Raw genomic sequence first — 24,451 nt, 5'->3', positions numbered from 1 at the left:
GCCGCCCGGCTAGCCGGTGATGACGGCCAGGATCCGCGCGCCCTGCGGGAAGGCGCCGCGCCCGGCCAGTGCGAGGATTCCGAACATCATCTTCGCGGTGTAGATCCGGTCGAGCACGATCCCGTGCCGCGCGGCGAAATCGTCGATGAACGCGTCCAGTTCCGGGGTCTTCCTGGCGTAACCGCCGAAATGGAAGCCGCCTTCGACGTTCCAGTCTCCCCGCCGTTCGCCGTACGCCTCGTGCTGGAGCCGCTCCACCTCGACGCCCAGGAAATCGCCCTTGAGCACGGAGAACCCGAGGGCTCGCTGGTGCGGAGCCAGGCCCGCCGCCAGCCCCGCGAGCGTCCCGCCCGTCCCGCATGGGCAGCACACCACGTCGAAGCCCGGCACTTCCGCGCCGAGCTCCGCGCAGCCCTTGAGGGCCAGGGCGTTGCTGCCGCCCTCCGGCAGCAGATAGAAGTCGCCCCACCGGTCGTGCAGGGCGGTGATGACGTCCGGCTCGTGTTTGCGCCGGTAGGCGGCGCGGTCCATGTAGGCGAGGCGCATTCCCATCCGCTCGGCGTAGGCCAGCGAATCGTTCAGCGGCAGATGCTCCTCTCCGCGGATCATCCCGATGGTCGCGAACCCGAAGATCCTCCCGGCGGCGGCCGTGGCCCGGACGTGGTTGGAGTACGCGCCGCCGAACGTGAGGAGCGTCCCCCGCGCGCGGGCCGGCTCGATGTTGTGCCGGAGCTTGCGCCACTTGTTGCCGGGGAGCTCGGGATGGATGAGATCGTCCCGCTTCAGGAACAGGCGCAGACCTCGGCGCGCCGCACGCTCGTCGGCCAGCTCGACCACTGGGGACGTCATCGCGGCATCGGCAGCCGGAGCTTTTCGCGGAGCGTCCGCTGCACGTCGTCGATGCCGGGCCGCGCGTCGACGGTCACCACGTACTCCTTGCGGCCGAACAGCTCCAGGATGGGGTCGGTCTTCTCGTGGTAGTCGCGCAGCCGCTCGGCGAGCGCCTCCTCGGTGTCGTCCTCCCGGGTCACGAGCTCGCCCCCGCACACGTCGCAGCGGCCCTCCACCGTGGGACGGTCGGCGATCAGGTTGTAGTCCATCCCGCACCGGGAGCACAGCCGGCGGCCCAGCACCCGGCGGCGGACCTCCGCGTCCGGCAGGTCGAGATGGATCACACCGTCGATGTCGTAGCTCTCCAGGAAGAACTCGGTCTGCCGCCGGCTGCGCGGGAACCCGTCGACGACGAACCCGTAGTTCCAGTCGTGCTGGTCGAGGCGCTCCCGGACGACGTTCTCCGCCAGGTCGTCGCCGACCAGCTCACCGGCCGCCATGATCCGCCGCACCTGCGCACCCAGCTTGGTGTGGTTCTTCACGTGCCAGCGGAAGATGTCGCCGACGCTGATGTGGACGATGTCCAGATCCCGCGCGAGCAGTCCCGACTGGGTCCCCTTGCCGCTGCCGATGGCGCCGATGATGACGTACTTGCGCATGCGGCAAGCCTATGCGCGCCGCCGTCCCCGGGGAGCGGGCCCGGTCACGGCGGCAGCCGCAGCCGCCGCCCCAGCCTGCGGAAACGCGAGTCGGAGACGTGCTCGGGCGCGTCACCCCGCGAGGTGAGGCCCTCCAGCAGCGTGTCGAAGGCGGGCTGCTGGACGCACACCAGCGTGGCGCGGGCCCGCCGCGCGCAGTGCAGCCGCACCGACGGCCGCAGCAGCCGGGAGAACGCGCCGCGCGTCCCGTGCCCCACGACGAGGATGTCGTCGTCGCCCGCCAGCCGCACGAGCGTGGCGCCCGGCTCGCCGACCAGCGCGAGCGCGGTCAGCTCCACCCCGTCGGGCGGGCCGCCGGACACCTCGGTGAGCAGCCGCGCGATCAGCTCGGCGCCCGAGCCGCGCAGCGCCTCGGTGATGCCGCAGCCGAGCTGCCCGGCCGCCGACACGTGCGGCGGCAGCGGCGCCGCATGCGCGACCAGCAGCGGCAGCCGGCGCAGCCGCGCCGCGCCGATCGCCCAGGAGAGCGCGCAGCGGGCTCCCGCGGAGTCGTCCACCCCCACCACGATGCGGGGGCCGCCCTCCGGTCTCGCGATCACGATCCCTCCTGTGCGCCCGGTGCCTGCAGTCCGCCAGGTGCCAGCAGTTTAGGCACACACCCCCCGCGCAGGGAGTCCCACGCTCGGGAAACAGCGGTTTCCGGGGCAGGCGTGGCCGCTGGACCGGCCCGCGCCGCACGCGGCAGACTTCGGGTATGGGCACACCGCACGAGACCGACCCGTCCTGCGCCGTCGCGCACGGCGACGCTCCGCCCGCGGCGCAGGAGCGGACGCTGGTGGCGGTGTTCGCCGGCGCGGTCGCCGACCACCTGCTCCGCTACGGCGCCGACCTCGGGTACCGGACGTTCCTCGTCGACCCCGACAAGGACCGCGAGGGGGCCTGCGACCTGCCGCCCCTCGACGGCACCGCCGACGTCGTCGTCACCGACCACCACCGCCCCGAGCTCGGGCCCGTCCTTCGCGACGTGCTGACCCAGCCCGTCCGGTGGGTCGGCGTCATGGGCAACCCGCGGCACCCCGCCCCGCACATCCCGGCGCTCACCGAGCTCGGCGTCCCCGCGAGCGACATCGCCCGGGTGCACCGTCCGATCGGCCTGAACATCGGCTCGAAGTCCCCGGCGGAGATCGCCATCGCGGCCCTCGCGGGGCTGATCGCCGACCGCAACGGCCGGCCGGGCGGTTTCGAGTTCTAGCGGGCGGTCGCCCAGGGCGCGGCGGACGGCGCCTCCGTGATCTCCCGCCTCCCCGGGCGAGGGGAGGCGGACGCGTAGAATGCACAGGTCGCACGCGTTCTGTCGGTGGGGTCACCTACGGTCGGACCGACGAGGCCCGCCGGCCGCGCCGTCCGAGCGATGCCGCCCGAACGAAGGTGACGATCCACATGGCGAAGAGCACCACCGGAACAGACCGCGACTTCCAGGAACTCGCCGATCCGTACCGGCGCGAGCTGCTGGCGCACTGCTACCGGATGCTCGGCTCGATCCACGACGCCGAGGACCTCGTCCAGGAGACCTTCCTGCGGGCGTGGCGCTCCTACGGCGACTTCGAGGGACGCTCGTCGCTGCGGACGTGGCTGTACCGGATCGCCACGAACGCGTGCCTCACCGCGATCGACCAGCGCGGCAGGCGGCCGATGCCGTCGGGGCTCGGCGCGCCGAGCGACGAGCCGGAGCGCCCCGTGGTGGCCTCGCCGGAGGTGCCCTGGCTGGAGCCGGCGCCCGACACCGTCCTCGGCGCCGACGCCGCCGACCCGGCCACGATCGTCGCGGCACGGGAGAGCACCCGGCTGGCGTTCGTCGCGGCGCTGCAGCACCTGCCCGCCAAGCAGCGGGTGGTGCTGATCCTGCGGGACGTCCTGAAGTGGCGGGCGGCCGAGGTCGCCGAGCTGCTCGACACCTCCACCGCCGCGGTGAACAGCGCGCTGCAGCGGGCGCGGGCCCAGCTGGAGGAGGACACACCCCTGCGGGACGAGCTCGTCGAGCCGACCGACCCCGTCCGGCGCGACCTGCTGGAACGGTACGCCAAGGCGTTCGAGGACGCCGACATCACGGGCCTCATCGAGCTGTTCAAGAAGGACGTCGTCTGGGAGATGCCGCCGTTCCCCGAATGGTTCGTGGGCGCCGACGACATCGTGCGGCTCATCCTCGCCCAGTGCGGGCCCGCCCCGGGCGACATCCGGATGGTCCCGGCGACCGCCAACGCCCAGCCGGCGTTCGGGCTCTACATGCGCGACGACGAGGGCGTGCACCGCGCGTACCAGCTGCAGGTGCTGAGCGTCACCGCCGGCGGCGTCGCGCACGTCTCGGCGTTCTTCGACACGAGCCTGTTCCCGCTGTTCGGGCTGGCCGAACACCTCTGATCCGGCCCCCGGTCTTCCACTGGACGGAAACCCTCGCCCGGCACGCCCCGCAGGACTGCCAGGGTGGTGAACGGTTCCCGTGACGTGGGAATGGGAGGCGTATGGACCAGGTCGTGGCCCCGGCGGCGCAGTCCGCCACCGGCGAGCAGATCCGCGCGGCGACAGTGCAGCACTTGATAGTGCAGCACCTGACAGTGCCGCCCCTGACCGGGCCGCACCCGGCCGTGCCCGGGCGGTCGTGCGCGGCGGCAGAAGGGAAGAGGGCATGACACATCCGCCGTACCTGTACCCGGGCTACAGGAGCACCGTGCTCCGCGCCCCGGCGCAGGAGCTGATCATGCCCAAGCTCGGGCCGGACAGCGTCGAGCTGACCTCGCCCGTCTTCGGGCACCAGGAGCTCGGCCGGCTGGACGAGGACCTCACCGTCCAGCACTCCGGGGAGCCGCTCGGCCAGCGGATCATCGTGACCGGCCGGGTGCTCGACGGCGCGGGCCGGCCGGTGCGCGGCGCGCTCGTCGAGATCTGGCAGGCGAACTCGGCCGGCCGGTACGCCCACCTCGGCGACATCCACCCGGCCCCGCTCGACCCGAACTTCACCGGCGCGGGGCGCTGCCTGACCGACGACGACGGCCGCTACCGGTTCATCACGATCAAGCCGGGCGCCTACCCGTGGGGCAACCACCACAACGCCTGGCGGCCCGCGCACATCCACTTCTCCGTGTTCGGCACGGCGTTCACCCAGCGCCTGGTCACCCAGATGTACTTCCCCGGCGACCCGCTGTTCGCGTTCGACCCGATCTTCCAGTCGATCCCGGACGAGCGGGACCGGGAGAAGCTGATCTCCCGGTTCGACATGGACCTCACCAGGCCGGAGTGGGCGCTCGGCTTCGAGTGGGACATCGTCCTCGGCGACACCCCGATGGAGAGCTGATGAGCACGCCTTCCCTCACCACTCCGTCCCAGACGGTCGGCCCCTTCTTCGGGTTCGCGCTGCCCTACTCCGGCGGTCCGGAGGTCGTGCCGCCCTGGCGGCCGGACGCGATCCAGGTGCGCGGGCGGGTCCTCGACGGCGCGGGCGAGCCGGTGCCGGACGCGCTGCTGGAGATCTGGCAGCCCGACGGGAGCGGCGAGGTCCGGCGCCGGCCGGGCGGGCGGGTCCGGGCCGGGCACGGCTTCTCCGGTTTCGGCCGGTGCGGCACCGACGCCGACGGCGGCTACTGGTTCAGCACCGTCAAGCCCGGCGCGACCGGCGGGGGCGCGCCCTACATCGCCGTCCTGCTGTTCGCGCGCGGCCTGCTCAAGCCCGTCTTCACCCGGCTGTACTTCCCCGAGGACCAGGCCGCGCACGCCGCCGACCCGCTGCTCGCCGAGGTTCCGGCCGAGCGGCGCGCGACCCTGATCGCCGAGCGGGCGGGCGAGCGCGAGTACCGTTTCGACATCCGGCTGCAAGGGGAAGGGGAGACGGTCTTCCTTGCCTTCTGACGATCGCGATCCGGGGGCGCCGCCCGACGCCGGACTGCTGTCCCCCGTCCGGGCCGGCACGGAGGCGGAGACCGCCACCAGCGACCTCGCCTACCTGGCCGCGATGCTGGACGCCGAGGCGGCGCTCGCCCGCGCGCAGGCCCGCCTCGGGATCATCCCGGCGGAGGCGGCCGGGACGATCACGGCCGCCGCCGACGCCCGCCGGTTCGACCTCGTCGCGATCGCGCGCCGGGCCCGCGGCTCCGGCAACCCCGTCGTGCCGCTCGTCGCCGACCTGCGCGCCCTCGCCGGAGCCGCCGGCGAGCACGTGCACAAGGGCGCCACCAGCCAGGACATCGCCGACACCGGCGCCATGCTCGTCGCGGCCCGGACCAGGCGCGTCGTCCTCGCCCACCTCGACCGGGCGCTGGACGCGCTGGCCGGGCTCGCGGAGCGGTACCGCGACACCCCGATGGCGGCCCGCACGCTCGGCCGGCAGGCGCTGCCGACGACGTTCGGCGCCAAGGCCGCGAACTGGCTGATGGGCTGCCTGGAGGCCCGCGAAGGGCTTGCCGCCGTGCCGCTGCCCGTCCAGCTCGGCGGGCCCGCCGGAACCCTCGACGCCTTCGGCGACCAGGCCCTCGACCTCGTCGCCGCCTACGCCGAGGAGGCGGGGCTGGCGCGCCCGGTCCTGCCGTGGCACACCCGCCGCACGCCCGTCGCCGGGCTCGCGGCGGCGCTGGCCGTCACCGCCGGCGCCCTCGGCAAGATCGCCACCGATGTGTGGCTGCTGTCGCAGAGCGAGGTGGGCGAGGCCGCCGAGGCCGCCGGCGCCGGCCGGGGCGGCTCGTCGTCGATGCCGCACAAGCGCAACCCGGCGCTGTCCACGTTGATCCGCTCCGCCGCGCTGCAGGTTCCGGCGCAGACGCAGGTGGTCCTCGCCGCGCAGGCCGCGCCGCACGAGCGGCCGGCGGGGGAGTGGCACGCCGAATGGCAGCCGCTGCGCGAATGCCTCCGCCTCACCGGCGGCGCGGCCGAGACGGCCGCCGAGCTGCTGGACGGCCTGGAGGTCTCCCCCGAGTCGATGCGGGCCGGCCTCGACGGCCTGCTCGGTGTGCTCGGGCGCGACCCCGGGCCCGGCGCCGCCGCCGTCCTCGTCGGCCAGGCCCTCGACGCCTACCGGAGGAGCCGCGGATGACCGCACCGCAGCATCGGCCGGCGCCGCGACACCGCCTGGACGGCCCGGAGGGAGCGCCGGTCGTCGTGCTCGGCCCGTCCCTCGGCACGTCCATGGACCTGTGGCTGCCGCAGTTGCCCGCGCTGGCCCGCGACTGGCGCGTCCTGCGCTACGACCTGCCCGGCCACGGCGGCGCCCCTGCGCCGGACGGCCCGGCCACCGTCGAGGGCCTCGCCGCCGGGGTCATCACCCTGCTGGACGACCTCGGCATCGAGCGCGCCGCCTACGCGGGCGTGTCGCTCGGCGGCGCGATCGGCGCCGCCCTTGCGCTCGGCGCCCCGGACCGCGTCGCCAGCCTGGTCCTCGCCTGCACGTCCCCGCGCTTCGGCGACCCGGGGCCGTGGCGGGAGCGGGCCGTGCTCGTCCGCCGCGAGGGCGTCGGCCCGGTCGCCGACTCGGCCGCCGGACGCTGGTTCACCCCCGCGTTCGACAACGCGGAGCCGTACGTCGCGATGCTCCGGGCGACCGATCCCGAGGGGTACGCGGCCTGCTGCGACGCCCTGGCCGGGTACGACGTCACCGGACGGCTCGGCGGGATCCGCGCGCCGACCCTGGTGATCGCCGGCGCGCAGGACGTCCCCACGCCGCCGCGGGGCCACGCCGACCTGCTGGCCGAGGGCATCCCGGACGCACGGCTGACGGTCGTGGAGGGCGCCGGGCACCTGGCCAACGTCGAGCGGCCGGCCGAGGTCACCCGGGAGATCACCGCGCACCTCGATCGCACCTGGAAGCGCACCTGGAAGGGACACGCCCGATGAGCGGGGAGCGGATGAGCGACGGGGAGCGGCACGCGCAGGGCATGCGGACGCGCCGCGAGGTGCTCGGCGACGCGCACGTCGACCGGGCCGAGGCCCGCAAGGACGACTTCACCGCCGACTTCCAGGACATGATCACCCGGTACGCGTGGGGCGAGATCTGGAGCCGTCCCGGCCTGGACCGCAGGACCCGCAGCTGCATCACGCTCACCGCCATGGTCGCCGGCGGGCACCTGGACGAACTGGCGATGCACGTGCGCGCCGCCGTCCGCAACGGGCTGACGCCCGAGGAGATCAAAGAGGTGCTCCTGCAGACGGCGATCTATTGTGGAGTGCCCGCCGCGAACTCGGCGTTCGCCGTCGCCCAGCGGGTACTCGACGAGCAGGGGTGACGGGCGCGGCTCCGGGCGGAGGCCGCGTGCCGCGCCGGAGGCGACACGCGGCGGTGACCTGCGAGCGGTGACCCGTAGGTGGTGCCCCATAGGCGGTGGCAGGCGGGTGGTGACAGGTGGGTGGTGACAGGTGGGTGGTGACAGGTGGGTGGTGACAGGTGGGTGGTGACAGGTGGGTGGTGACAGGGCCGAACGCGGGCGGCCGGTGAGCGTCGCGGGCAAGGTGATGGCCATCCTGAACGCCTTCGCCCAGGGCGGCGTCCGCCCGAACCTGAGCGAGATCTGCCGCCGCTCGGGCCTGCCGCCGGCGACCGGGCACCGCCTCGTCGGCGAGCTGGTCGGCGGCGGATTCCTGGAGCGGGTTCCGGACGGCACGTACCGCATCGGCACCCGGCTGTGGCGGATCGGCAGCCAGGCCCCGGCCGTCACCGGGCTGCGCGAGCTGGCCCTGCCCCACATGGAGGACCTCTACGAGGCCACGCACGACAACGTGCAGCTCGGCGTGCTGCGCGAGGATCGCGCGCTGATCGTCGAGCGGCTGCGCGGCACCCGCTCGGTGCCGGTCGTGACGCAGGTCGGCGCGATGCTTCCGCTGCACACCACGGGCGTGGGCAAGGTGCTGCTGGCGTACGCGCCGCCGGAGGTGCGGGAGAAGATGCTGGCGGGCGGGCTGGCGCGGCACGCGGTCCGGTCGATCACCGACCCGGCCAAGCTGCGCCGCAACCTGGAGCAGGTCCGCCGCTCCGGCTACGCGGTCACCCGGGACGAGATGACGCTCGGCGCCGCGTCCGTCGGCGCCCCGGTGCGGGACGGGGCGGGCGAGGTCGTCGCGGCCCTGTCGCTGGTGGCGGGCACCCGCGGGGCGGACCTGCGGCGGCTGCTGCCGCCGCTGACGACGGCGGCGCGCGCTCTGTCCCGGGACGTCGCGGCCCACTGGCGCGGTGATCCGGACGTCTTTTCCGGTGGGCGGAAGGCCGGTGCCTGAACCTGCGGCGATGCGGCGAGCATCGTCGGTGGCCGATGACGAGGAGGCTCGATGCGTACCCAGGTCGCGATCATCGGCGGCGGTCCCGCCGGGCTGCTGCTGTCGCACCTGCTGCACCTGTGGGGGATCGACTCGGTGGTCCTGGAGAGCCGGGACCGCGAGTACGTGGAGCATCGGCAGCGGGCCGGGATGCTGGAGCAGGGCACGACCGACGTGCTGCGCGAGAGCGGCGTCGGCGAGCGCCTCGACCGGGAGGGTCTCGTCCACCACGGGCTGGAGTTGCGGTTCGGCGGCGCGGGGCACCGCGTCCCGCTGACCGACCTGACCGGCCGGACGGTCACCGTGTACGCGCAGACCGAGATCGTCAAGGACCTCGTCGCCCGGCGGCTCGCGGACGGCGGCGACGTCCGCTTCGAGGCCGAGGTCGTGAGCCTGGACGCGTCCGCGCCCGCCGTGACCTTCCGCAGCGGCGGGCGGACGCACACCCTCGACTGCGACTACATCGCGGGCTGCGACGGGTTCCACGGCGTCAGCCGGCCGGCGGTGCCCGGCCTGCGGACGTTCTCGCGCGACTACCCGTTCGCCTGGCTCGGCATCCTCGCCGACGTCCCGCCGTCCACCGAGGAGCTGATCTACGCCAACCACGACCGGGGCTTCGCGCTGCACAGCCTGCGCTCGCCGCACGTCAGCCGCCTGTACCTGCAGGTGTCGCCGGACGAGGACCTGGCGGCCTGGTCCGATGCCCGGATCTGGGACGAGCTGGCGGCGCGGTTCGCGACCGACGACGGCTGGAAGCTGCACGACGGGCCGATCACTGACAGGTCGGTCACGCCGATGCGCAGCTTCGTGGCCGAGCCGATGCGGCACGACCGCCTGTTCCTCGCCGGGGACGCGGCGCACATCGTCCCGCCGACCGGGGCGAAGGGCCTCAACCTGGCGGTCTCCGATGTGATCATCCTGGCGCGGGCGCTCGCCGAGCGGTACGCCTCGGGCTCGCGGACGCTGCTCGACGGCTACTCCGACGCGTGCCTGCGGCGGGTCTGGCGGGCCGAGCACTTCTCGTACTGGATGACGACGCTGCTGCACGTGGACCCGCACGCGACCGACTTCGAGCGGCGGCTCCAGCGCTCCCACCTGGACTATGTGGCCTCGTCGGACGCGGCGAAGGCGTCCCTGGCGGAGAACTACGCCGGCCTCCCGATCTTCTAGGGGCGGCCCCGGCCCGGCGGCGCAGTGAGATGCACATCACGCGAATTGACAGCGCCTGAAATTTTGCCGCTTGGGCAAGTTCGTTTAGCGTGGACGAGTCTCGCGTGAGATGTCCGTGTTTCGCGAACGACTGGGGGATCCTTGGCCACGCTCCTGTACCGGCTTGGCCGGTTCTCATACCGCAGGCGCAGGCTCGTCGCGCTGCTGTGGATCGGGCTCCTCGTCCTCGCGGGGGTGGGCGCGGCCGCGCTGAAGGGACCGACGTCCAGCGACTTCTCCATCCCCGGCACCGAGTCGCAGCAGGCGATCGACCTGCTCAAGGAGAAGATGCCGCAGGCGTCCGCGGACGGCGCCACCGCCAGGGTCGTCTTCGCCGCGCCCGCCGGGTCCACGGTGACCGACCCGGCCGGCAAGGAGGCCGTCGAGCAGGTCGTCGGGAAGCTGAAGGCCGCGCCGCAGGTCGCCTCCGTCGTCGACCCGTACGGCGCCGGGGCCGTGTCGAAGGACGGGCGGATCGCCTACGCCCAGGTCACCTACAAGGTCACCCCGATCGACGTGACCGACGAGGCGCGGGACGCGCTCGCCGCCGCGGCCGCCCCCGGCCACGACGCCGGGCTCCAGGTCGAGATGGGCGGCACCGCCACCGAGGGCATGCCCGAGCAGAGCGCCAGCGAGATCATCGGCATCGCGATCGCCGCCGTCGTGCTGGTCGTCACGTTCGGGTCGCTGGTCGCCGCCGGGCTGCCGCTGCTCAACGCGATCCTCGGCGTCGGCATCGCGATGGCGGCGATCACCGCGGCCACCGGCCTGTTCGAGATGAGCTCCACGACCTCGACGCTCGCGCTGATGCTCGGCCTGGCCGTCGCCATCGACTACGCCCTGTTCATCGTCTCCCGCTACCGGCACGAACTGGAGGAGGGGCGGCCCGGCGAGGAGGCCGCCGGACGCGCCGCCGGCACCGCCGGGTCCGCGGTGGTGTTCGCCGGGCTGACCGTCGTCATCGCCCTCGCCGGGCTCGCGGTCGTCGACATCCCGCTCCTCACCGAGATGGGGCTCGCCGCCGCGTTCGCCGTGGTCGTCGCCGTCCTCATCGCGCTCAGCCTGCTGCCCGCGCTGCTCGGCTTCGCCGGCCGCCGGGTGCTCGGCGGGCGGCTCCCCGGGCTGCGCGGCGGGCGGCCGCGGAAGGGCCGGGCGCCCGCGGGGGAGCGGTGGGCCCGGTTCGTCGTCCGCCGCCCGCTGCCGGTCCTGCTCGCCGCGATCGCGGGCCTCGGCGTCATCGCCGCGCCCGCCCTGGACCTGCGGCTCGGCCTGCCCGGCGACGAGATCGCCGCGTCCGACACCACCCAGCGCAAGGCCTACGACCTGCTCGCCGAGGGCTTCGGCCCCGGCTTCAACGGGCCGCTGATGGTCGTCGTCCAGGGGGACGGCGGCCAGGCCGGGGACACAGCCCAGCGGTTCGCGGGCGAGGTCGAGGGCATGGCGGACGTCGCCGCCGTGACCCCGCCGGTCGTGAACGAGGCCGGGGACACCGCCGTCCTCAGCGTGGTGCCCGAGAGCGGGCCCAGCACCGAGCAGACCGAGGATCTCGTCTCCGGCATCCGCGACCGCGGCGAGGCCACCGGCGTCCAGGCCATGGTGACCGGGCAGACCGCGATGGCGATCGACGTCTCCGCCAAGCTCGGCCAGGCGCTCGCCCCCTACCTCGCCGTCGTCGTCGGGCTCGCGTTCGTCCTGCTCCTGCTGGTGTTCCGGTCGCTGCTCGTGCCGCTGAAGGCGACGCTCGGATTCCTGCTCACCGTCTCGGCCACGTTCGGCGCGGTCGTCGCCGTCTTCCAGTGGGGCTGGCTCGCCGGGCTGCTCGGCGTCGCCGAGACCGGCCCGATCATGAGCATGATGCCGATCTTCCTGATCGGCGTGGTGTTCGGGCTCGCCATGGACTACCAGGTCTTCCTGGTGACCCGGATGCGCGAGGAGCACGTGCACGGCGCGGCCCCCACCGAGGCCGTCGTCACCGGGTTCCGGCACGGCGCCCGCGTCGTCACCGCCGCCGCCGTCATCATGATCGCGGTGTTCGCCGGGTTCATCGCCTCCGCCGAGCCGATGATCAAGATGATGGGGTTCGCGCTGGCCGCCGGGGTCGCCCTGGACGCCTTCGTGGTCCGCATGACGATCGTCCCCGCCGTCATGGCGCTGTCCGGCCGCGCCGCGTGGTGGCTGCCGAGGTGGCTGGCGCGCCTCGTGCCCAACGTGGACGTGGAAGGTGAGAGGCTTCGGCATCTGCTCGATGACGCCGAAGGGAGGGCCGGCGAGCGGGAGCCGGCCCCCGCCCGGACCTGACCGGCCCGGACCGTCCCCCCGCCCGGACCATCCCCCCGCCCGGGCCGGACCCGCCCCGGCCCCGAACCGAAGGACAGCGATGTGAGCCTTCTCGACCGACCGCCCGAGGCGGGCGGCGCGTCGGCGCGGACGCGCCGGTTCCCCTGCCGTCTGGGGCGGCGGGACGCGGACGGCGGCGGGCGGCCCGGCGGGCGGCCCCGGGCCGTCCGCGAACTGCTGCTGATCATCGCGCTGTTCACCGTCTACAAGCTCGGCCGGCTGCTGGCGAGCGGGCGGGTCGGGGAGGCGTTCGACAACGCCCACCGCGTCTGGCACCTGGAGCGCCTCCTCGACCTGCCGAGCGAGACCGGCGTCCAGCAGGGCCTGATGCAGAGCCAGTTCCTGGTGAACGCGGCCAACTGCTACTACGCGTACGTGCACTTCCCGGCAGCGATCCTGTTCCTGCTCTGGATCTACCTGCGGCGGCCCGTCCACTACCGGTGGGTCCGCCGGGTCATGGTCGCGCTGACCGCCGTCGCGCTCGTCGTGCACCTGCTCGTCCCGCTGGCGCCGCCGCGGATGCTGCCCACGACCGGGCTCATCGACACCGCGGCGCGGTTCGGCCCGGCCGTGTACGGGCCGCCGCAGACCGACACGGTCGCCAACCAGTACGCGGCCATGCCGTCCCTGCACATCGGCTGGGCGGCCGTCATCGCGCTCGGCCTGATCCTCACGTCCCGGACGCGGTGGCGCTGGCTGTGGCTCCTGCACCCGGTCGTGACGGTCGCCGTCGTGGTCGGCACCGCCAACCACTACTGGCTGGACGGGATCGTGGTGCTCGCCCTGCTGGCGGTCAGCGTCCTGCTCCTGCGCCCGCCCGGGGCGCGGCGGGCCGCGTCCGGTTAGGGGGCCGGCTCGGCCCCCAGCGTCTCGAGCAGCTCGGTCACCGGCTGGAGCTTCTCGTACAGCAGCAGGACGGGCTCGCCCGGCTCGGCGAGGTCCAGCGCCGAGGTCAGCGCCCCCTTCAGGTCGCCCGCCGGATGGTGGCGCACCTCCGGGCGGACCTCCCGCAGCCCCTGGACGATCAGCCGGGTCATCTCGCCCGAGCGGCGGCCGCGCAGGTCCTCGTCCTCGTAGACGACGACGCGGCCGAACGCCCCGGCGAGGGCCCGCGCCGTCTCGCCGACCAGCTCGTCGGACCGGTCGCCCGGCAGCGTGACCGCGGCGACGCCCGCCGCGCCCCACCGCCGCTCGACGAACGCGCCCATCGCCGTGACCGCCGCCGGGTTGTGCGCGTAGTCGACCAGGACCGGGTTGTCGCCGACCTGGTACACGCAGCCCCGTCCGGGATTGCGGGTGTGCGGATCGAACGAGCGCAGCGCGCGCGCCAGCACGTCCACCGGGACGCCGAGGGCGCGGGCCGCGGCGGACGCGGCCAGCGCGTTCGCGAGGACGTGGACGGCGTCCCCGCCGAACGCGCCCGCCACCTCCCCGGCCGGCAGGATCGGGGTCAGGCGGTCGCCGCGGGCCTCGGTCAGCCAGCCGTCCGCCACGTGGTAGCCGACGCCGCCGCCGCGCAGATGGCGCGCGAGGACCGGCGCGTCCGCCGACAGCGAGAAGAAGCGCACCACCGGATCGCGCCCCCGGACGCCGGGACGTTCGGCGATGCTCGCCGACGCCTCGTCCTCGGCGTTCAGCACGACGTGGCCGCCGCGCCGGATCTCCTCGGCGACCAGCGCCTTGATGTCGAGCAGGTCGTCCAGCGACTCGGTGTCGTCCACGCCGAGATGGTCGCGGGTGACGTTGGTGACGACCGCGACGTCGGCCCGGTCGTAGCCGAGGCCGCGCCGCACGATGCCGCCCCGCGCGGTCTCCAGGACGGCCGCCTCCACCGACCGGTCGCCCAGCACCATCTCGGCCGAGCGGGGACCGGACGCGTCGGACATGTGCACGAGCCGCCCGCCCACGTACACGCCCTCGGTGCTGGTCATGCCGGTCCGCCGGCCGTCCAGCTCCAGGATGTGCGTGATCATCCGGACGGTCGTCGTCTTGCCGTTGGTGCCCGTCACCGACACGACCGGCACCCGCGACGGCGTCCCCGCCGGATACAGCAGGTCGACGATGTCGCCGGCGACGTCCCGCCCCGTCCCCTCGTGCGGCGCCAGGTGCATGCGCAGGCCCGGCGCGGCGTTGACCTCCAGGATCCCGGCGGCGCCGCGCTCGGCGGGCGGCGGCGAGGCGATGTCGGGCAGCCGCAGGTCGATGCCGCACACGTCCATGCCGACGGCCGCGGCGGCCCGCACGCACATGGCGGCGACCTCGTCGTGCACGTCGCCGGTCACGTCCCGGCTGGTGCCGCCCGTGGACAGGTTCGCGTTGCGGCGCAGCCACACCCGCTCCCCGTCGCCCGGCACCGAGTCCGGGCCGTGCCCCTGCCGCGCCATCAGCGCCAGCTCCGTCGGGCCGAGCGCCAGCCGGGTCAGCGGCCGGTCGTGGCCCTCGCCCCGCGCCGGGTCGGCGTTGACCCGCGCCACCAGGGCCGCGACCGTCGCCGTCCCGTCGCCGGTCACGCACGCGGCGGTCAGCTCGGCCGCCGCCACGACCCGGCCGCCGACCAGCAGGACCCGGTAGTCCTTGCCCGGGATGTAGGATTCGACGAGGACCGCGCCCTCGTCCCCGGCGGCGGCCGCGAACGCGGCCACGACCTCGGGCGGCTCGGTCAGCTCGATGTGGACGTTCTCGCCCTGATGCCCGGCGAGCGGCTTGACGACCACCGGGCCGCCCGCCTCGCGCAGCGCCTCCAGGGCCTCCGCGGGCGACGCCGCGACCCGCCCCTCGGGGACGGGGACGCCCGCGTCGGCGAGCACCCGGTGCGCGAGCCGCTTGTCGCCCGCGACCTCCATCCCGATCGCCGAGGTGGTGTCGGTCATCGCCGCCCACACCGTCCGGCGGTACCGCCCGTACCCGAGCCGCAGCAGGTTGAGGTCGTCGACGCGGCGGACCGGCACGCCCCGCTCCCGCGCCGCCCGCGCCAGCGCGGCCGTGCTGACCCCGAGCCGCTCGCCCTCGTGCTCGGCGGCGATCTCGGCGAGGTCGCCGGAGATGTCGGGCACCCGCCCCTCCAGCGCGCCGGTCACGGTCCGCACGGCGAGCGTGATCAGGCGCTCCACGACCGTGCTGTCCGCCGGCTCGTCCCGCGGGCACTCCAGGACCACCTCGTAGTCGCCGGGCCCGCCCGCGAGGACGGTCCGCCCGAAGAACACCTCGCGGCCGATCAGCCCGGACAGCTCCAGCGTGACGTGCTCGGTGACATGACCGAAATAGGTGCCGCGCGCCATCGCGTCCAGCAGACCGCCGGGACGGCCCGCCGAGCAGTGGTGCCCGGCAAGGCCCGGCAGCGCCTCCACCAGCCGCGCGGCGAAACCGGGATGGTCGGTCGTCTCGTGACCGGTCAGGCCCTGCAGGTCCAGGCGCGCGATCGCGACGGGACGGGACAGGTAGACGTTCGGGCCGCTCAGGCGGCGCACGTGATCGAGCCGCACGGCTAGTCCTCCTCGTCCGGGCCGCGCATGTTGCCGATCGCGGGCAGCTTGTCGTTCATCTGGAACGCGCAGCCGGCCGGCAGCAGGTGCAGCGAGACGTCGAACATCGCCATCGGCTCGTCGTCGGAGGCGGCGTAGGCGATGGTGGACTGCCCGGCGTCCACGACCGTGACCACCCCCGTCCCGACGACCTCGAACTGGCCGTCGCCCACCACGATCGCCGTGTCCTCGTCTATCCCGACGCCCAGCAGCCGGGTGTCCAGCGCTATGCCGCTCATCAGTCTCGGCAGCCGTCCCCGCTCGTTGAAATGCATGTCGATCAGCACGTTGTCGAGCAGGGCGAGCCCCGGGCCGACCTTCACGCTGGAGGCGGCGACCTCGTGGCCGTGCCCGCCCAGGATCATCCAGTGGCCCATCGCGGTCGCGCCGGCGCTCGTCCCGGCGATGACCAGGCCCTCCTGGTCCAGCCGCCGCTTCAGCAACTCGTTGGTCCTCGACCCCACCAGCGTCCGGATCCGCGACTGGTCGCCGCCGCTGAACAGCACGCCGGTCGCCGCGTCCAGCGCGCGCAGCGTCGCCGCGTCGTCGGCCGCGGCCCGGCCGAGCAGCCGCAGCTCCCGGACCGACGGCACGCCGAGCCGCCCGAACACGGCCGTGTACTCCTCGGCGACCTCCTCGGGCACCTCCGTCGCCGTCGTCACGACGACGATCCGCGCGTCCTCGGCGCCGGACAGCTCCACGAACGTCTCAAGCGGCCCCGACCCGCAGGTCCGGTTCTCCGCACCACCGATGATCAGCAGCCGGCCCTTGCGTCCGGCACCCCCGTTTTTGGCCTTCACGTCAGCTAGCTACCCCTGGTTGCGCAGGGTAGTCGCCCGATCGCGGGGAGAGCGGGCGGGCCGGTCCCGCCGCTGTGCCATGCTGTGCGGATGAGCGGCAGCCCCGTTCCGCCGGACGTCCCCGCCCGGTCCCCGGCCGGGCCGTCCGCCGCGCTGGCCGCCGCGTCCGCGCACTACCTGCGGGGCGAGCCGGTCGACATGTCCGCGCTGGCCGCCGAGCTCGGGGTCGGGCGCGCGACCCTGTACCGGTGGGTCGGCAGCCGCGAGCAGCTCCTCGGCTCGGTCCTCGCGGAGATGACCGAGCGGACGTACCGGGTCGCGGTGCGCGGCGTGGGCGGCGCCGGCGGGGCGCGGATCCTCGCCGTCCTGGAGCGGTTCATGCGCGCGGTCGTGGAGGCGGCGCCGCTGAAGGCGTTCACCGAGCGCGAGCCGCGGCTGTTCATGCGGCTGGCCACCATGCCCGGCACCATCGAGGACCGCGCGACCGAGCTGCTGACCCGGGAGCTGCAGGCGGAGATCGACCGCGGCGCGCTGCGCGTCCCGCTGCCGACCCGGACGCTCGCGCAGGCGATCGTCCGGGTCGCCGACTCATTCATGTACGCCCATTACCTGGGCGGGGGCCGGCCGGAGATCGAGCAGGCCCTGGAGGTGGTCGAGCTGCTGCTGCGCCCGTGCGCGCCGGGCGCCGGGACGGACGGCCGGGAATCTTCCGGTCCGGCCCGACGCTGAATCCTTTGCGGGGGAGTGACCACTATGTGGCACGCGCTCGCCATGAGAGGCTTAGTCATTGGACGCATCGTCGAAAGAGGGACGGCCGGGCCGTGAGTGACATCCCCCGCCGCGCGGTGACGCGCACCGCCAAGCTGGCGACCCTCCCGCTGGGGTTCGCCGGGCGCACCGCCCTCGGGCTCGGCAAGCGGACCCTCGGCCGCCCCGCCGAGGCCGTCGCGCTGGAGGTCCAGCGCCGCACCGCCGAGCAGCTGTTCGCCGTGCTCGGCGAGTTGAAGGGCGGCGCGATGAAGGTCGGCCAGCTGCTGTCGATCTTCGAGGCCGGGCTGCCCGAGGAGATCGCCGGGCCGTTCCGCGCCAGCCTGACCCGGCTCCAGGAGTCGGCGCCCCCGATGCCCGCCGCCACCACCCACGCGGTGCTCGCCGAGGGCCTCGGCGCCGACTGGCGCGACCGGTTCGCCGAGTTCGACGACCGCCCGGCGGCCGCCGCGTCCATCGGGCAGGTCCACAAGGCCGTCTGGCACGACGGCCGGACGGTCGCGGTCAAGGTGCAGTACCCCGGCGCCGCGCAGGCCCTGATGAGCGACTTCAACCAGATCGCCCGGCTCAGCAGGCTCTTCACCCCGCTGTTCCCGGGCGTCGAGGTCAAGCCCGTCGTCGCCGACCTCAAACGCCGCCTGGAGAAGGAACTCGACTACGTCGACGAGGCCCGCGCGCAGACCGCCTTCCACGACGCCTACGCCGGCGACCCCGACTTCGCCGTGCCCGCCGTCGTCGCCCAGTCCGGCAACGTGCTGGTCACCGAGTGGCTGGACGGCACCCCGCTCGCCAAGGTCATCGCCGGGGGCGACCAGGACGCCCGCGACCGCGCGGGCCTGCTGCTGTTCCGCTTCCTGCTGTCCGGCCCGGCCCGCTGCGAGATGATCCACATCGACCCGCACCCGGGCAACTTCCGCCTCCTGGACGACGGCCGCCTCGGCGTCCTGGACTTCGGCGGCGCCGCCCACGTCCCGGCCGAACTCCAGTGGTCGATCGGCCGCCTGCTGCGCATCGGCACCCTCGGCGACCCCGACGAGATCGTCGACGCTCTCTGCGAGGAGGGCTTCCTCGCCCCCGAGGCGGAGGTGGACCCCGACGAGGTCGCCGCCCTCGTCGCCCCGCACGCGGCCCCGTTCGCCGTGGAGCGCTTCCGCTACTCCCGCGACTGGCTCCGCGAGCAGACCGCCCGCGGCCTCGGCCTCGCGTCCGACATGCGTCCCGGCGCACTGGCCCGCGCCTTCCGCCTGCCGCCCCAGTACCTCGCCGTCAGCCGCGCCCTCTCCGGCTGCGGCGGCGTCCTCTGCCAACTGGAGGCCGAGGGCGCCTTCCGCGGCGAAGCCGAACGCTGGCTCCCCGGCTTCGCCGACGACGACCCGCCTCTGGACGACCAGACCGAGGCCACCGCCTGACCCGCCCGTCCGGAGCGGCCGGAGAGCGCGGGCGGCGGAGCGTCCACCGGGATCGTGTCCCCGCGTTCAGGACAGGGCCGCGGATTCCTCCTGCTCGACCTGGCGGTTCCAGTCGCGCTTGCCGGCCTGCCAGCCGTCCTCGTCGCGGCCGCGGCGCCAGTAGCCGGAGATCGACAGCCGCTCCAGGGGCAGGCCGCGCTCGACGCGGAGGTGGCGGCGGAGCTCCTTGACGAAGCCGGCCTCGCCGTGGACGAACGCGTGCACCACGCCGTCCGGGAAGTCCAGTTTCCGGACGGCCTCCACCAGGAGGTCGCCGGTCTGGCCGGCGCCCCGGTGCAGCCAGACGATCTCGGCGCCGTCCGGCGCCCGGAGGTCCTGCTCCTCCTCGGGCCCGGCGACCTCGATGAACACGCGGGCGGGGGCCCCGGCCGGGACGCGTTCGAGGGCCGCGGCGATCGCGGGCAGGGTGCTCTCGTCGCCGGCGAGCAGGTGCCAGCCGGCATCGGCGCGGGGCGCGTAGGCGCCGCCGGGGCCGGTGAACGCGATCTCCTCGCCCGGCCGGACGCCCGCCGCCCACGGCCCGGCGAGCCCCTTGTCGCCGTGGTGGACGAAGTCGATCGTCAGTTCGCGCGCCTCCGCGTCCCACGCGCGGACGGTGTAGGTGCGGGTGCTGGGCCACTGCTCGCGCGGCAGCTCGGCGCGCACCCGCTCCATGTCGAACGGCTCGGGGTAGGCGACCTCCGGCTTCGGGAAGAGCAGCTTCACGTAGTGGTCGGTGAACTCGCCCGCGTCGAAGTTCGCGAGCCCGGCGCCGCCGAGGACGACGCGGATCATGTGCGGTGTGAGGCGCTCGGTGCGCAGCACCGTCCCCCGGTGGATCCCGCGTCCCTTGCGTGCCGGTTCCGTGGCCATGCAGTCCTCCGATGATCCGGATCACAGTATTAGGCAAGGCTAACCTGCGAGGACGCCTGGTTTGTTCCCGCCTCTCGCCCCGCGGCGGGTGCCGGATCACCGCCGGGCGGACGGTCCGGCGATGTGGCCCCTCGATGTGGCCCCTCGATGCGGCCCGGGCGGCGGGGAACCCGCGCGGCCTGGGCCGGACGACCCTCCGAGCAGGGCCTTCTGCGATACGTTCGGGGGGCCCGCGACCCCCTCAGCCGCCCGTGCCCGGAGGAATGATGTCCGTGCTCGCCCAGTTGCTCACCGCCGTCGCCGACGGCTCGGTGGAGATCGTCGACCTGACCGCGCCGCTGTCGGACCGGACGCCGATCCTCCGGCTGCCCGAGCCCTTCGCCAACACCGTCCCCTTCCGGCTCAAGGAGATCAGCCGGTACGACGACCGCGGCCCCGCGTGGTACTGGAACGACATAGAGACCGGCGAGCACGTCGGCACCCACTTCGACGCGCCCGTGCACTGGGCCACCGGCCGCGACGGCGAGGACGTCGCGCAGGTCCCGCCCGGCCGCCTCGTCGCCCCGGCCGTGGTGCTGGACGCCTCCGGGCACGTCGCGGACGATCCCGACTTCCTGCTGGAGATCGACCACGTCCGGGACTGGGAGAAGGCCAACGGCCCGCTCCCGGACGGCGGCTGGCTGCTCTACCGGACGGGCTGGGACGCGCGGTCCGGCGACCAGGACACCTTCCTCAACGCCGACGAGAACGGCCCCCACACGCCCGGGATCTCCGCCGAGTGCGCCCGGTGGCTCGCCGAGGAGACCCCCGTCCTCGGCCTCGGCGTGGAGACCGTCGGCACCGACGCGGGCGCGGCGCACGGGTTCGACCCGCCGTTCCCCTGCCACTCCTACTTCCTCGGCGCCGGCAAGTACGGCCTCACCCAGCTGCGGAACCTGGACCGGCTGCCCGCCCGCGGCGCCGTGCTGCTCGCCTCGCCGCTGCCGATCGTCGGCGGCTCCGGCAGCCCCGCCCGCGTGCTCGCGCTGATCGAGCGATGAACGTCGCGGAGGCCGTGGGGGAGGCCCTCGCGCGGCTCGGCGCCGGCACCGCCTTCGGGGTCGTCGGCAGCGGGAACTTCCATGTCACGAACGCGCTCGTCGCGAACGGCGCCCGGTACGTCGCCGCCCGGCACGAGGGCGGCGCCGTGACGATGGCGGACGCCTACGCGCGGATGAGCGGCGGCCTCGGCGTCGTCACCGTCCACCAGGGGCCCGGCCTCACCAACGCGGTCACCGGCATCGCCGAGGCCGCCAAGAGCCGCACGCCGCTGCTCGTGGTCGCGGGCGAGGTGGCCGCCGCCGCGGTCCGGTCGAACTTCCGGATCGACCAGGCGGCGATCGCCGCGGCCGTGGGAGCCGTGCCCGAGCGGGTCCACTCGCCGCAGACGGCGCTCGACGACGTGGCGCGCGCCTGCCGGACGGCGGTCGCCGAGCGCCGCACGGTGCTGCTCGGCCTGCCGCTGGACGTGCAGGGCGCCGCGCTCCCGGACGAGCGGGCGCGCCGGTCCGCGCCGCCCGCGGGCCGCCGGCCGGCACCGCCCAGCATCCCGCCGCTGCCGGTGCCGCCGCCGGTGGCGGTCGCCCGGCTCGCCGACGCGCTGCAGGCGGCCCGGCGGCCGGTGTTCATCGCCGGGCGGGGCGCCCGGCTGTCGGGCGCGCGCGAGCCGCTCGCCGAGCTGGCCGCACGCTGCGGCGCGCTGCCCGCGACGTCCGCCGTCGCGCGCGGCCTGTTCACCGGCGACCCGTTCGCGCTGGACGTCAGCGGCGGGTTCGCCACCCCGGCCGCCGCGACGCTGATCCGCGGCGCCGACCTGATCGTCGGCTGGGGCTGCTCCCTGACCATGTGGACGACGCGGCACGGCGCCCTCGTCGGCCCGGACGCCAAGGTCGTGCAGGTCGACGTGGACGCCCGCGCCCTCGGCGCGCACCGCCCGGTCGACCTCGGCCTGATCGGCGACGCCGCCGAGACGGCGCGGGCGGTGACCGCCGAACTGCGGTCGCGCGGGCATGAGGCCGCCGGCTACCGGACGCCCGAGGTGGCGGAGCTGCTCGCCCGCGAGGGACGCTGGCAGGACGTCCCGTACGAGGAGCACCCGGACGCCGGGGACGAGGCGGGCGGGGACGGGGCGGGCGGGCCCCGCATCGACCCCCGGACGCTGACGATCGCCCTCGACGCGATGCTGCCCCGCGAGCGCACCGTCGCCGTCGACTCGGGCAACTTCATGGGCTACCCCGCGATGTTCCTGGACGTCCCCGACGGCGACGGGCTCGTGTTCACCCAGGCGTTCCAGTCGGTCGGGCTCGGCCTCGCCACCGCGATCGGCGCCGCCCTGGCGCGTCCCGACCGGCTCACCGTCGCCGCGCTCGGCGACGGCGGCGCGCTGATGTCGGTCGCGGAGCTGGAGACCGCCGTCCGGCTCGGGCTCGGCCTGCTCGTGGTCGTCTACGACGACGAGGCGTACGGCGCGGAGGTGCACCACTTCGGCCCGGGCGGGCATCCGCTCGACACGGTGACGTTCCCGCCGGTGGATCTGGCCGCCGTCGGAGGCGGCTTCGGCTGCGCGGCGGCGACCGTCCGGCGCCCGGACGACCTCGCCGCGGTGGCCGGCTGGCTGGCCGGCCCGCGGGACCGGCCGATGGTCGTCGACGCCAAGGTCACGCGAGGCCGGCCCGCCTGGTGGCTGGCGGAGGCGTTCCGCGGTCACTGACCGTGTAATGCCGCGGTCACCGACCGTGTAACGCGGCTCCTCCTGGGAAGCATCACTCCCATCTCGATCATGAGGCGGGGGGATGTGATGGGCGGCGTGTGGCCTCGACATCGTCGACAGGGACCTGTTGCCCCACGTCTTCGGGCATGTCCAGGTTCGCCGCGATTGTGCCTTGTGTCGCACGTCCAGGAGGAGACATGACGCGACGGCCGATGGTCCCCGACCTCCTCCGGGAGATGACCGCGGAGTTCGCCGGGACCATGATCCTCATCCTGTTCGGCTGCGGCGTCGTCGCCCAGGTCGTCGCGGGCAGCGGCCTCGGCCTGCCGCAGAGCCTCGGCGGTCACGACGCCATCGCCTGGGCGTGGGGCATCGGCGTGACGCTGGGCGTCTACACCTCGGCGCGGATCAGCGGCGGGCACATCAACCCGGCGGTGACCGTCGCCTTCGCCGCCTTCTGGGGCTTCCCGTGGCGCAAGGTGCTGCCGTACTGCTTCGCGCAGGTTCTCGGCGCCTTCGTGGCCGCGCTGATCGTCCGGTGGAACTACACCGAGATCCTGCACAAGTTCGATCCCGGCCTGACGGCCAAGACCCAGTTCGTGTTCTCCACGATGCCCGGCAACGGGACGCTGCCGATCCACACCTGGGGCGCGTTCCGCGACCAGATCATCGGCACGGCGATCCTGCTCTTCCTCGTCCTCGTCCTCGTCGACCCGCGCAACGCGCCGCCGCTGGCCAACCTGGCCCCGCTCATCATCGGGCTGGTGGTGGTCGCGATCGGGATGGCGTTCGGCTCCGCCGCCGGCTACGCGATCAACCCGGCGCGCGACCTCGGCCCCCGCCTCGCCCAGTACGCCACGGGATACGGGAGCGCGTGGAGGGACCAGTACGGGCACTTCTACTTCTGGGTGCCCATCGCCGCGCCCCTGATCGGCGGGCTCCTCGGCGCCGCCCTCTACATGCTGCTCATCGGGCGCAACATCCCGCAAGAGGAGGAAGTGCCCCCGTCGCTTGAGCCCACCCTGGACCAGGATGATTCCTGACGGGGTCCCGCCCGCCGGAACGAAGGGAGAAGTCCATGGCCGACTTCGTCGGAGCCCTCGACCAGGGCACGACCAGCACCCGTTTCATGATCTTCGATCACGGCGGCGGCGAGGTCGCCCGCCACCAGCTGGAGCACGAGCAGATCCTGCCGCGGGCGGGCTGGGTCGAGCACAACCCGACCGAGATCTGGGAGCGGACCCGCGCCGTCGTCGAGACCACGCTGAACAAGGCGAACCTGAGCCACACCGATCTGGCCGCGTTCGGCGTCACCAACCAGCGCGAGACCGCCGTGGTGTGGAACCGCCGCACCGGACGCCCCTACTACAACGCGATCGTCTGGCAGGACACCCGCACCGACCGCATCGCGTCCGCGCTCGAACGCGACGGACGGGGCGAGACGATCCGGCACCGCGCCGGGCTGCCGCCCGCCACGTACTTCTCCGGCGGCAAGGTCCAGTGGATCCTGGAGAACGTCGACGGGGTTCGCGAGGCCGCCGAGAACGGCGACGCGATCTTCGGCAACATCGACACGTGGGTGCTGTGGAACCTCACCGGCGGGACGGACGGCGGCGTGCACGTCACCGACCCCACCAACGCCAGCCGCACCATGCTGATGGACCTGGAGACCCTGACCTGGGACGACCAGCTCCTGTCGTTCTTCGGGATCCCGCGTTCGATGCTGCCGCAGATCAAGCCGTCCTCGGCGCCCGAGCCGTACGGGGCGACCCGCGCGAACGGGCCGCTGGGCGGCGAGGTGCCGCTGACCGGCATCCTCGGCGACCAGCAGGCGGCGACGGTCGGGCAGGTGTGCTTCGCCCCCGGCGAGGCCAAGAACACCTACGGCACCGGCAACTTCCTGCTCCTCAACACGGGCGAGGAGCTCGTCCGGTCCAAGGCGGGGATGCTCACGACCGTCTGCTACCAG

The 24,451-nt window shown here is 74.3% G+C and carries 23 protein-coding genes; 17 read left to right on the top strand and 6 right to left on the bottom strand.

The features are described from left to right. Positions 1-9: 9 nt before the first annotated feature. Genes SM418_RS29200 through SM418_RS29190 form a run of 3 tightly spaced genes read right to left on the bottom strand, consistent with a single transcriptional unit; the run spans position 10 to position 2,089 of the window. Positions 10-849 (bottom strand): 1-aminocyclopropane-1-carboxylate deaminase/D-cysteine desulfhydrase, encoded by an 840-nt coding sequence (locus SM418_RS29200; RefSeq protein ID WP_371944323.1) that lies wholly within the window; start codon positions 847-849, stop codon positions 10-12. After that, positions 846-1,490 (bottom strand): adenylate kinase family protein, encoded by a 645-nt coding sequence (locus SM418_RS29195; protein WP_371944324.1) that lies wholly within the window; start codon positions 1,488-1,490, stop codon positions 846-848. The genes SM418_RS29200 and SM418_RS29195 overlap by 4 nt, the downstream gene beginning before the upstream one ends. A gap of 44 nt (positions 1,491-1,534) precedes the next feature. Then, complete coding sequence (locus tag SM418_RS29190) at positions 1,535-2,089, bottom strand: universal stress protein (protein WP_371944325.1); 555 nt, start codon at positions 2,087-2,089, stop codon at positions 1,535-1,537. A gap of 155 nt (positions 2,090-2,244) precedes the next feature. Here SM418_RS29190 and SM418_RS29185 point away from each other — a divergent pair, with 155 nt between their 5' ends. The 11 genes from SM418_RS29185 to SM418_RS29135 all read left to right on the top strand — a co-directional run bounded on the left by SM418_RS29185 (position 2,245) and on the right by SM418_RS29135 (position 13,169). Beyond that, positions 2,245-2,742 (top strand): XdhC family protein, encoded by a 498-nt coding sequence (locus SM418_RS29185; RefSeq protein WP_371944326.1) that lies wholly within the window; start codon positions 2,245-2,247, stop codon positions 2,740-2,742. A 176-nt stretch (positions 2,743-2,918) separates the two neighbouring features. Next, a complete protein-coding gene (locus SM418_RS29180; RefSeq protein WP_371944327.1) occupies positions 2,919-3,908 on the top strand; it encodes a sigma-70 family RNA polymerase sigma factor in 990 nt (329 codons plus the stop codon). Between the two features lie 265 nt (positions 3,909-4,173). Next, positions 4,174-4,839, top strand: a complete 666-nt coding sequence (gene pcaH, locus SM418_RS29175; RefSeq protein WP_371944328.1) for a protocatechuate 3,4-dioxygenase subunit beta — start codon at positions 4,174-4,176, stop codon at positions 4,837-4,839. Continuing rightward, positions 4,839-5,390 (top strand): protocatechuate 3,4-dioxygenase subunit alpha, encoded by a 552-nt coding sequence (gene pcaG / locus SM418_RS29170; RefSeq protein ID WP_371944329.1) that lies wholly within the window; start codon positions 4,839-4,841, stop codon positions 5,388-5,390. Before pcaH ends, pcaG begins: the two co-directional genes overlap by 1 nt. Further along, complete coding sequence (pcaB, locus tag SM418_RS29165; RefSeq protein ID WP_371944330.1) at positions 5,380-6,567, top strand: 3-carboxy-cis,cis-muconate cycloisomerase; 1,188 nt, start codon at positions 5,380-5,382, stop codon at positions 6,565-6,567. The genes pcaG and pcaB overlap by 11 nt, the downstream gene beginning before the upstream one ends. Then, the gene (gene pcaD, locus SM418_RS29160; RefSeq protein ID WP_371944331.1) at positions 6,564-7,364 is read left to right on the top strand and encodes a 3-oxoadipate enol-lactonase; all 801 of its coding nucleotides are present in this window, start codon (positions 6,564-6,566) and stop codon (positions 7,362-7,364) included. The genes pcaB and pcaD overlap by 4 nt, the downstream gene beginning before the upstream one ends. Further along, positions 7,361-7,753 carry a 4-carboxymuconolactone decarboxylase gene (gene pcaC, locus SM418_RS29155; RefSeq protein ID WP_371944332.1) on the top strand — a complete coding sequence of 131 codons (393 nt, stop codon included), beginning with the start codon at positions 7,361-7,363 and terminating at the stop codon, positions 7,751-7,753. The genes pcaD and pcaC overlap by 4 nt, the downstream gene beginning before the upstream one ends. Positions 7,754-7,925: 172 nt before the next feature. After that, positions 7,926-8,738, top strand: coding sequence for an IclR family transcriptional regulator (locus tag SM418_RS29150; RefSeq protein WP_371944333.1), 813 nt, complete (start codon positions 7,926-7,928; stop codon positions 8,736-8,738). Between the two features lie 51 nt (positions 8,739-8,789). Next, positions 8,790-9,947, top strand: a complete 1,158-nt coding sequence (locus SM418_RS29145; protein WP_371944334.1) for a 4-hydroxybenzoate 3-monooxygenase — start codon at positions 8,790-8,792, stop codon at positions 9,945-9,947. Between the two features lie 141 nt (positions 9,948-10,088). After that, a complete protein-coding gene (locus SM418_RS29140) occupies positions 10,089-12,284 on the top strand; it encodes an MMPL family transporter (RefSeq protein WP_371944335.1) in 2,196 nt (731 codons plus the stop codon). Positions 12,285-12,365: 81 nt separating this feature from the next. Beyond that, positions 12,366-13,169 (top strand): phosphatase PAP2 family protein, encoded by an 804-nt coding sequence (locus SM418_RS29135; protein WP_371944336.1) that lies wholly within the window; start codon positions 12,366-12,368, stop codon positions 13,167-13,169. Here the strand turns inward: SM418_RS29135 and cphA are convergent. Both cphA and SM418_RS29125 read right to left on the bottom strand, forming a co-directional pair. After that, positions 13,166-15,805, bottom strand: a complete 2,640-nt coding sequence (cphA, locus tag SM418_RS29130) for a cyanophycin synthetase (RefSeq protein WP_371944337.1) — start codon at positions 15,803-15,805, stop codon at positions 13,166-13,168. The two genes, SM418_RS29135 and cphA, sit on opposite strands and share 4 nt — an antisense overlap. A gap of 2 nt (positions 15,806-15,807) precedes the next feature. Beyond that, a complete protein-coding gene (locus SM418_RS29125) occupies positions 15,808-16,644 on the bottom strand; it encodes a cyanophycinase (RefSeq protein ID WP_371944338.1) in 837 nt (278 codons plus the stop codon). Positions 16,645-16,734: 90 nt separating this feature from the next. Here SM418_RS29125 and SM418_RS29120 point away from each other — a divergent pair, with 90 nt between their 5' ends. Together SM418_RS29120 and SM418_RS29115 are read left to right on the top strand one after the other, a co-directional pair. After that, entirely contained in the window at positions 16,735-17,373 is a 639-nt protein-coding gene (locus SM418_RS29120; protein ID WP_371944339.1) for a QsdR family transcriptional regulator, read from the top strand. 92 nt (positions 17,374-17,465) lie between these two features. Then, the gene (locus SM418_RS29115) at positions 17,466-18,821 is read left to right on the top strand and encodes an ABC1 kinase family protein (RefSeq protein WP_371944340.1); all 1,356 of its coding nucleotides are present in this window, start codon (positions 17,466-17,468) and stop codon (positions 18,819-18,821) included. A gap of 66 nt (positions 18,822-18,887) precedes the next feature. Here the strand turns inward: SM418_RS29115 and SM418_RS29110 are convergent, their stop codons facing one another. Next, complete coding sequence (locus SM418_RS29110) at positions 18,888-19,733, bottom strand: siderophore-interacting protein (RefSeq protein WP_371944341.1); 846 nt, start codon at positions 19,731-19,733, stop codon at positions 18,888-18,890. Positions 19,734-19,999: 266 nt separating this feature from the next. Here SM418_RS29110 and SM418_RS29105 point away from each other — a divergent pair, with 266 nt between their 5' ends. From SM418_RS29105 to SM418_RS29090, 4 genes are all read left to right on the top strand, one after another. Then, positions 20,000-20,773 carry a cyclase family protein gene (locus tag SM418_RS29105; RefSeq protein ID WP_371944348.1) on the top strand — a complete coding sequence of 258 codons (774 nt, stop codon included), beginning with the start codon at positions 20,000-20,002 and terminating at the stop codon, positions 20,771-20,773. After that, positions 20,770-22,482 carry a thiamine pyrophosphate-binding protein gene (locus SM418_RS29100; protein WP_371944342.1) on the top strand — a complete coding sequence of 571 codons (1,713 nt, stop codon included), beginning with the start codon at positions 20,770-20,772 and terminating at the stop codon, positions 22,480-22,482. Before SM418_RS29105 ends, SM418_RS29100 begins: the two co-directional genes overlap by 4 nt. Before the next feature lie 197 nt (positions 22,483-22,679). Next, positions 22,680-23,525, top strand: a complete 846-nt coding sequence (locus SM418_RS29095; protein ID WP_371944343.1) for an MIP/aquaporin family protein — start codon at positions 22,680-22,682, stop codon at positions 23,523-23,525. Between the two features lie 35 nt (positions 23,526-23,560). Continuing rightward, positions 23,561-24,451: FGGY family carbohydrate kinase (locus tag SM418_RS29090; protein WP_371944344.1), on the top strand; the 891-nt coding region annotated here is incomplete at its 3' end.

It is taken from the genome of Actinomadura chokoriensis (assembly GCF_041463665.1).
Classification (GTDB): domain Bacteria; phylum Actinomycetota; class Actinomycetes; order Streptosporangiales; family Streptosporangiaceae; genus Spirillospora; species Spirillospora chokoriensis_A.
This window is presented reverse-complemented; position numbering and strand designations above follow the sequence as displayed.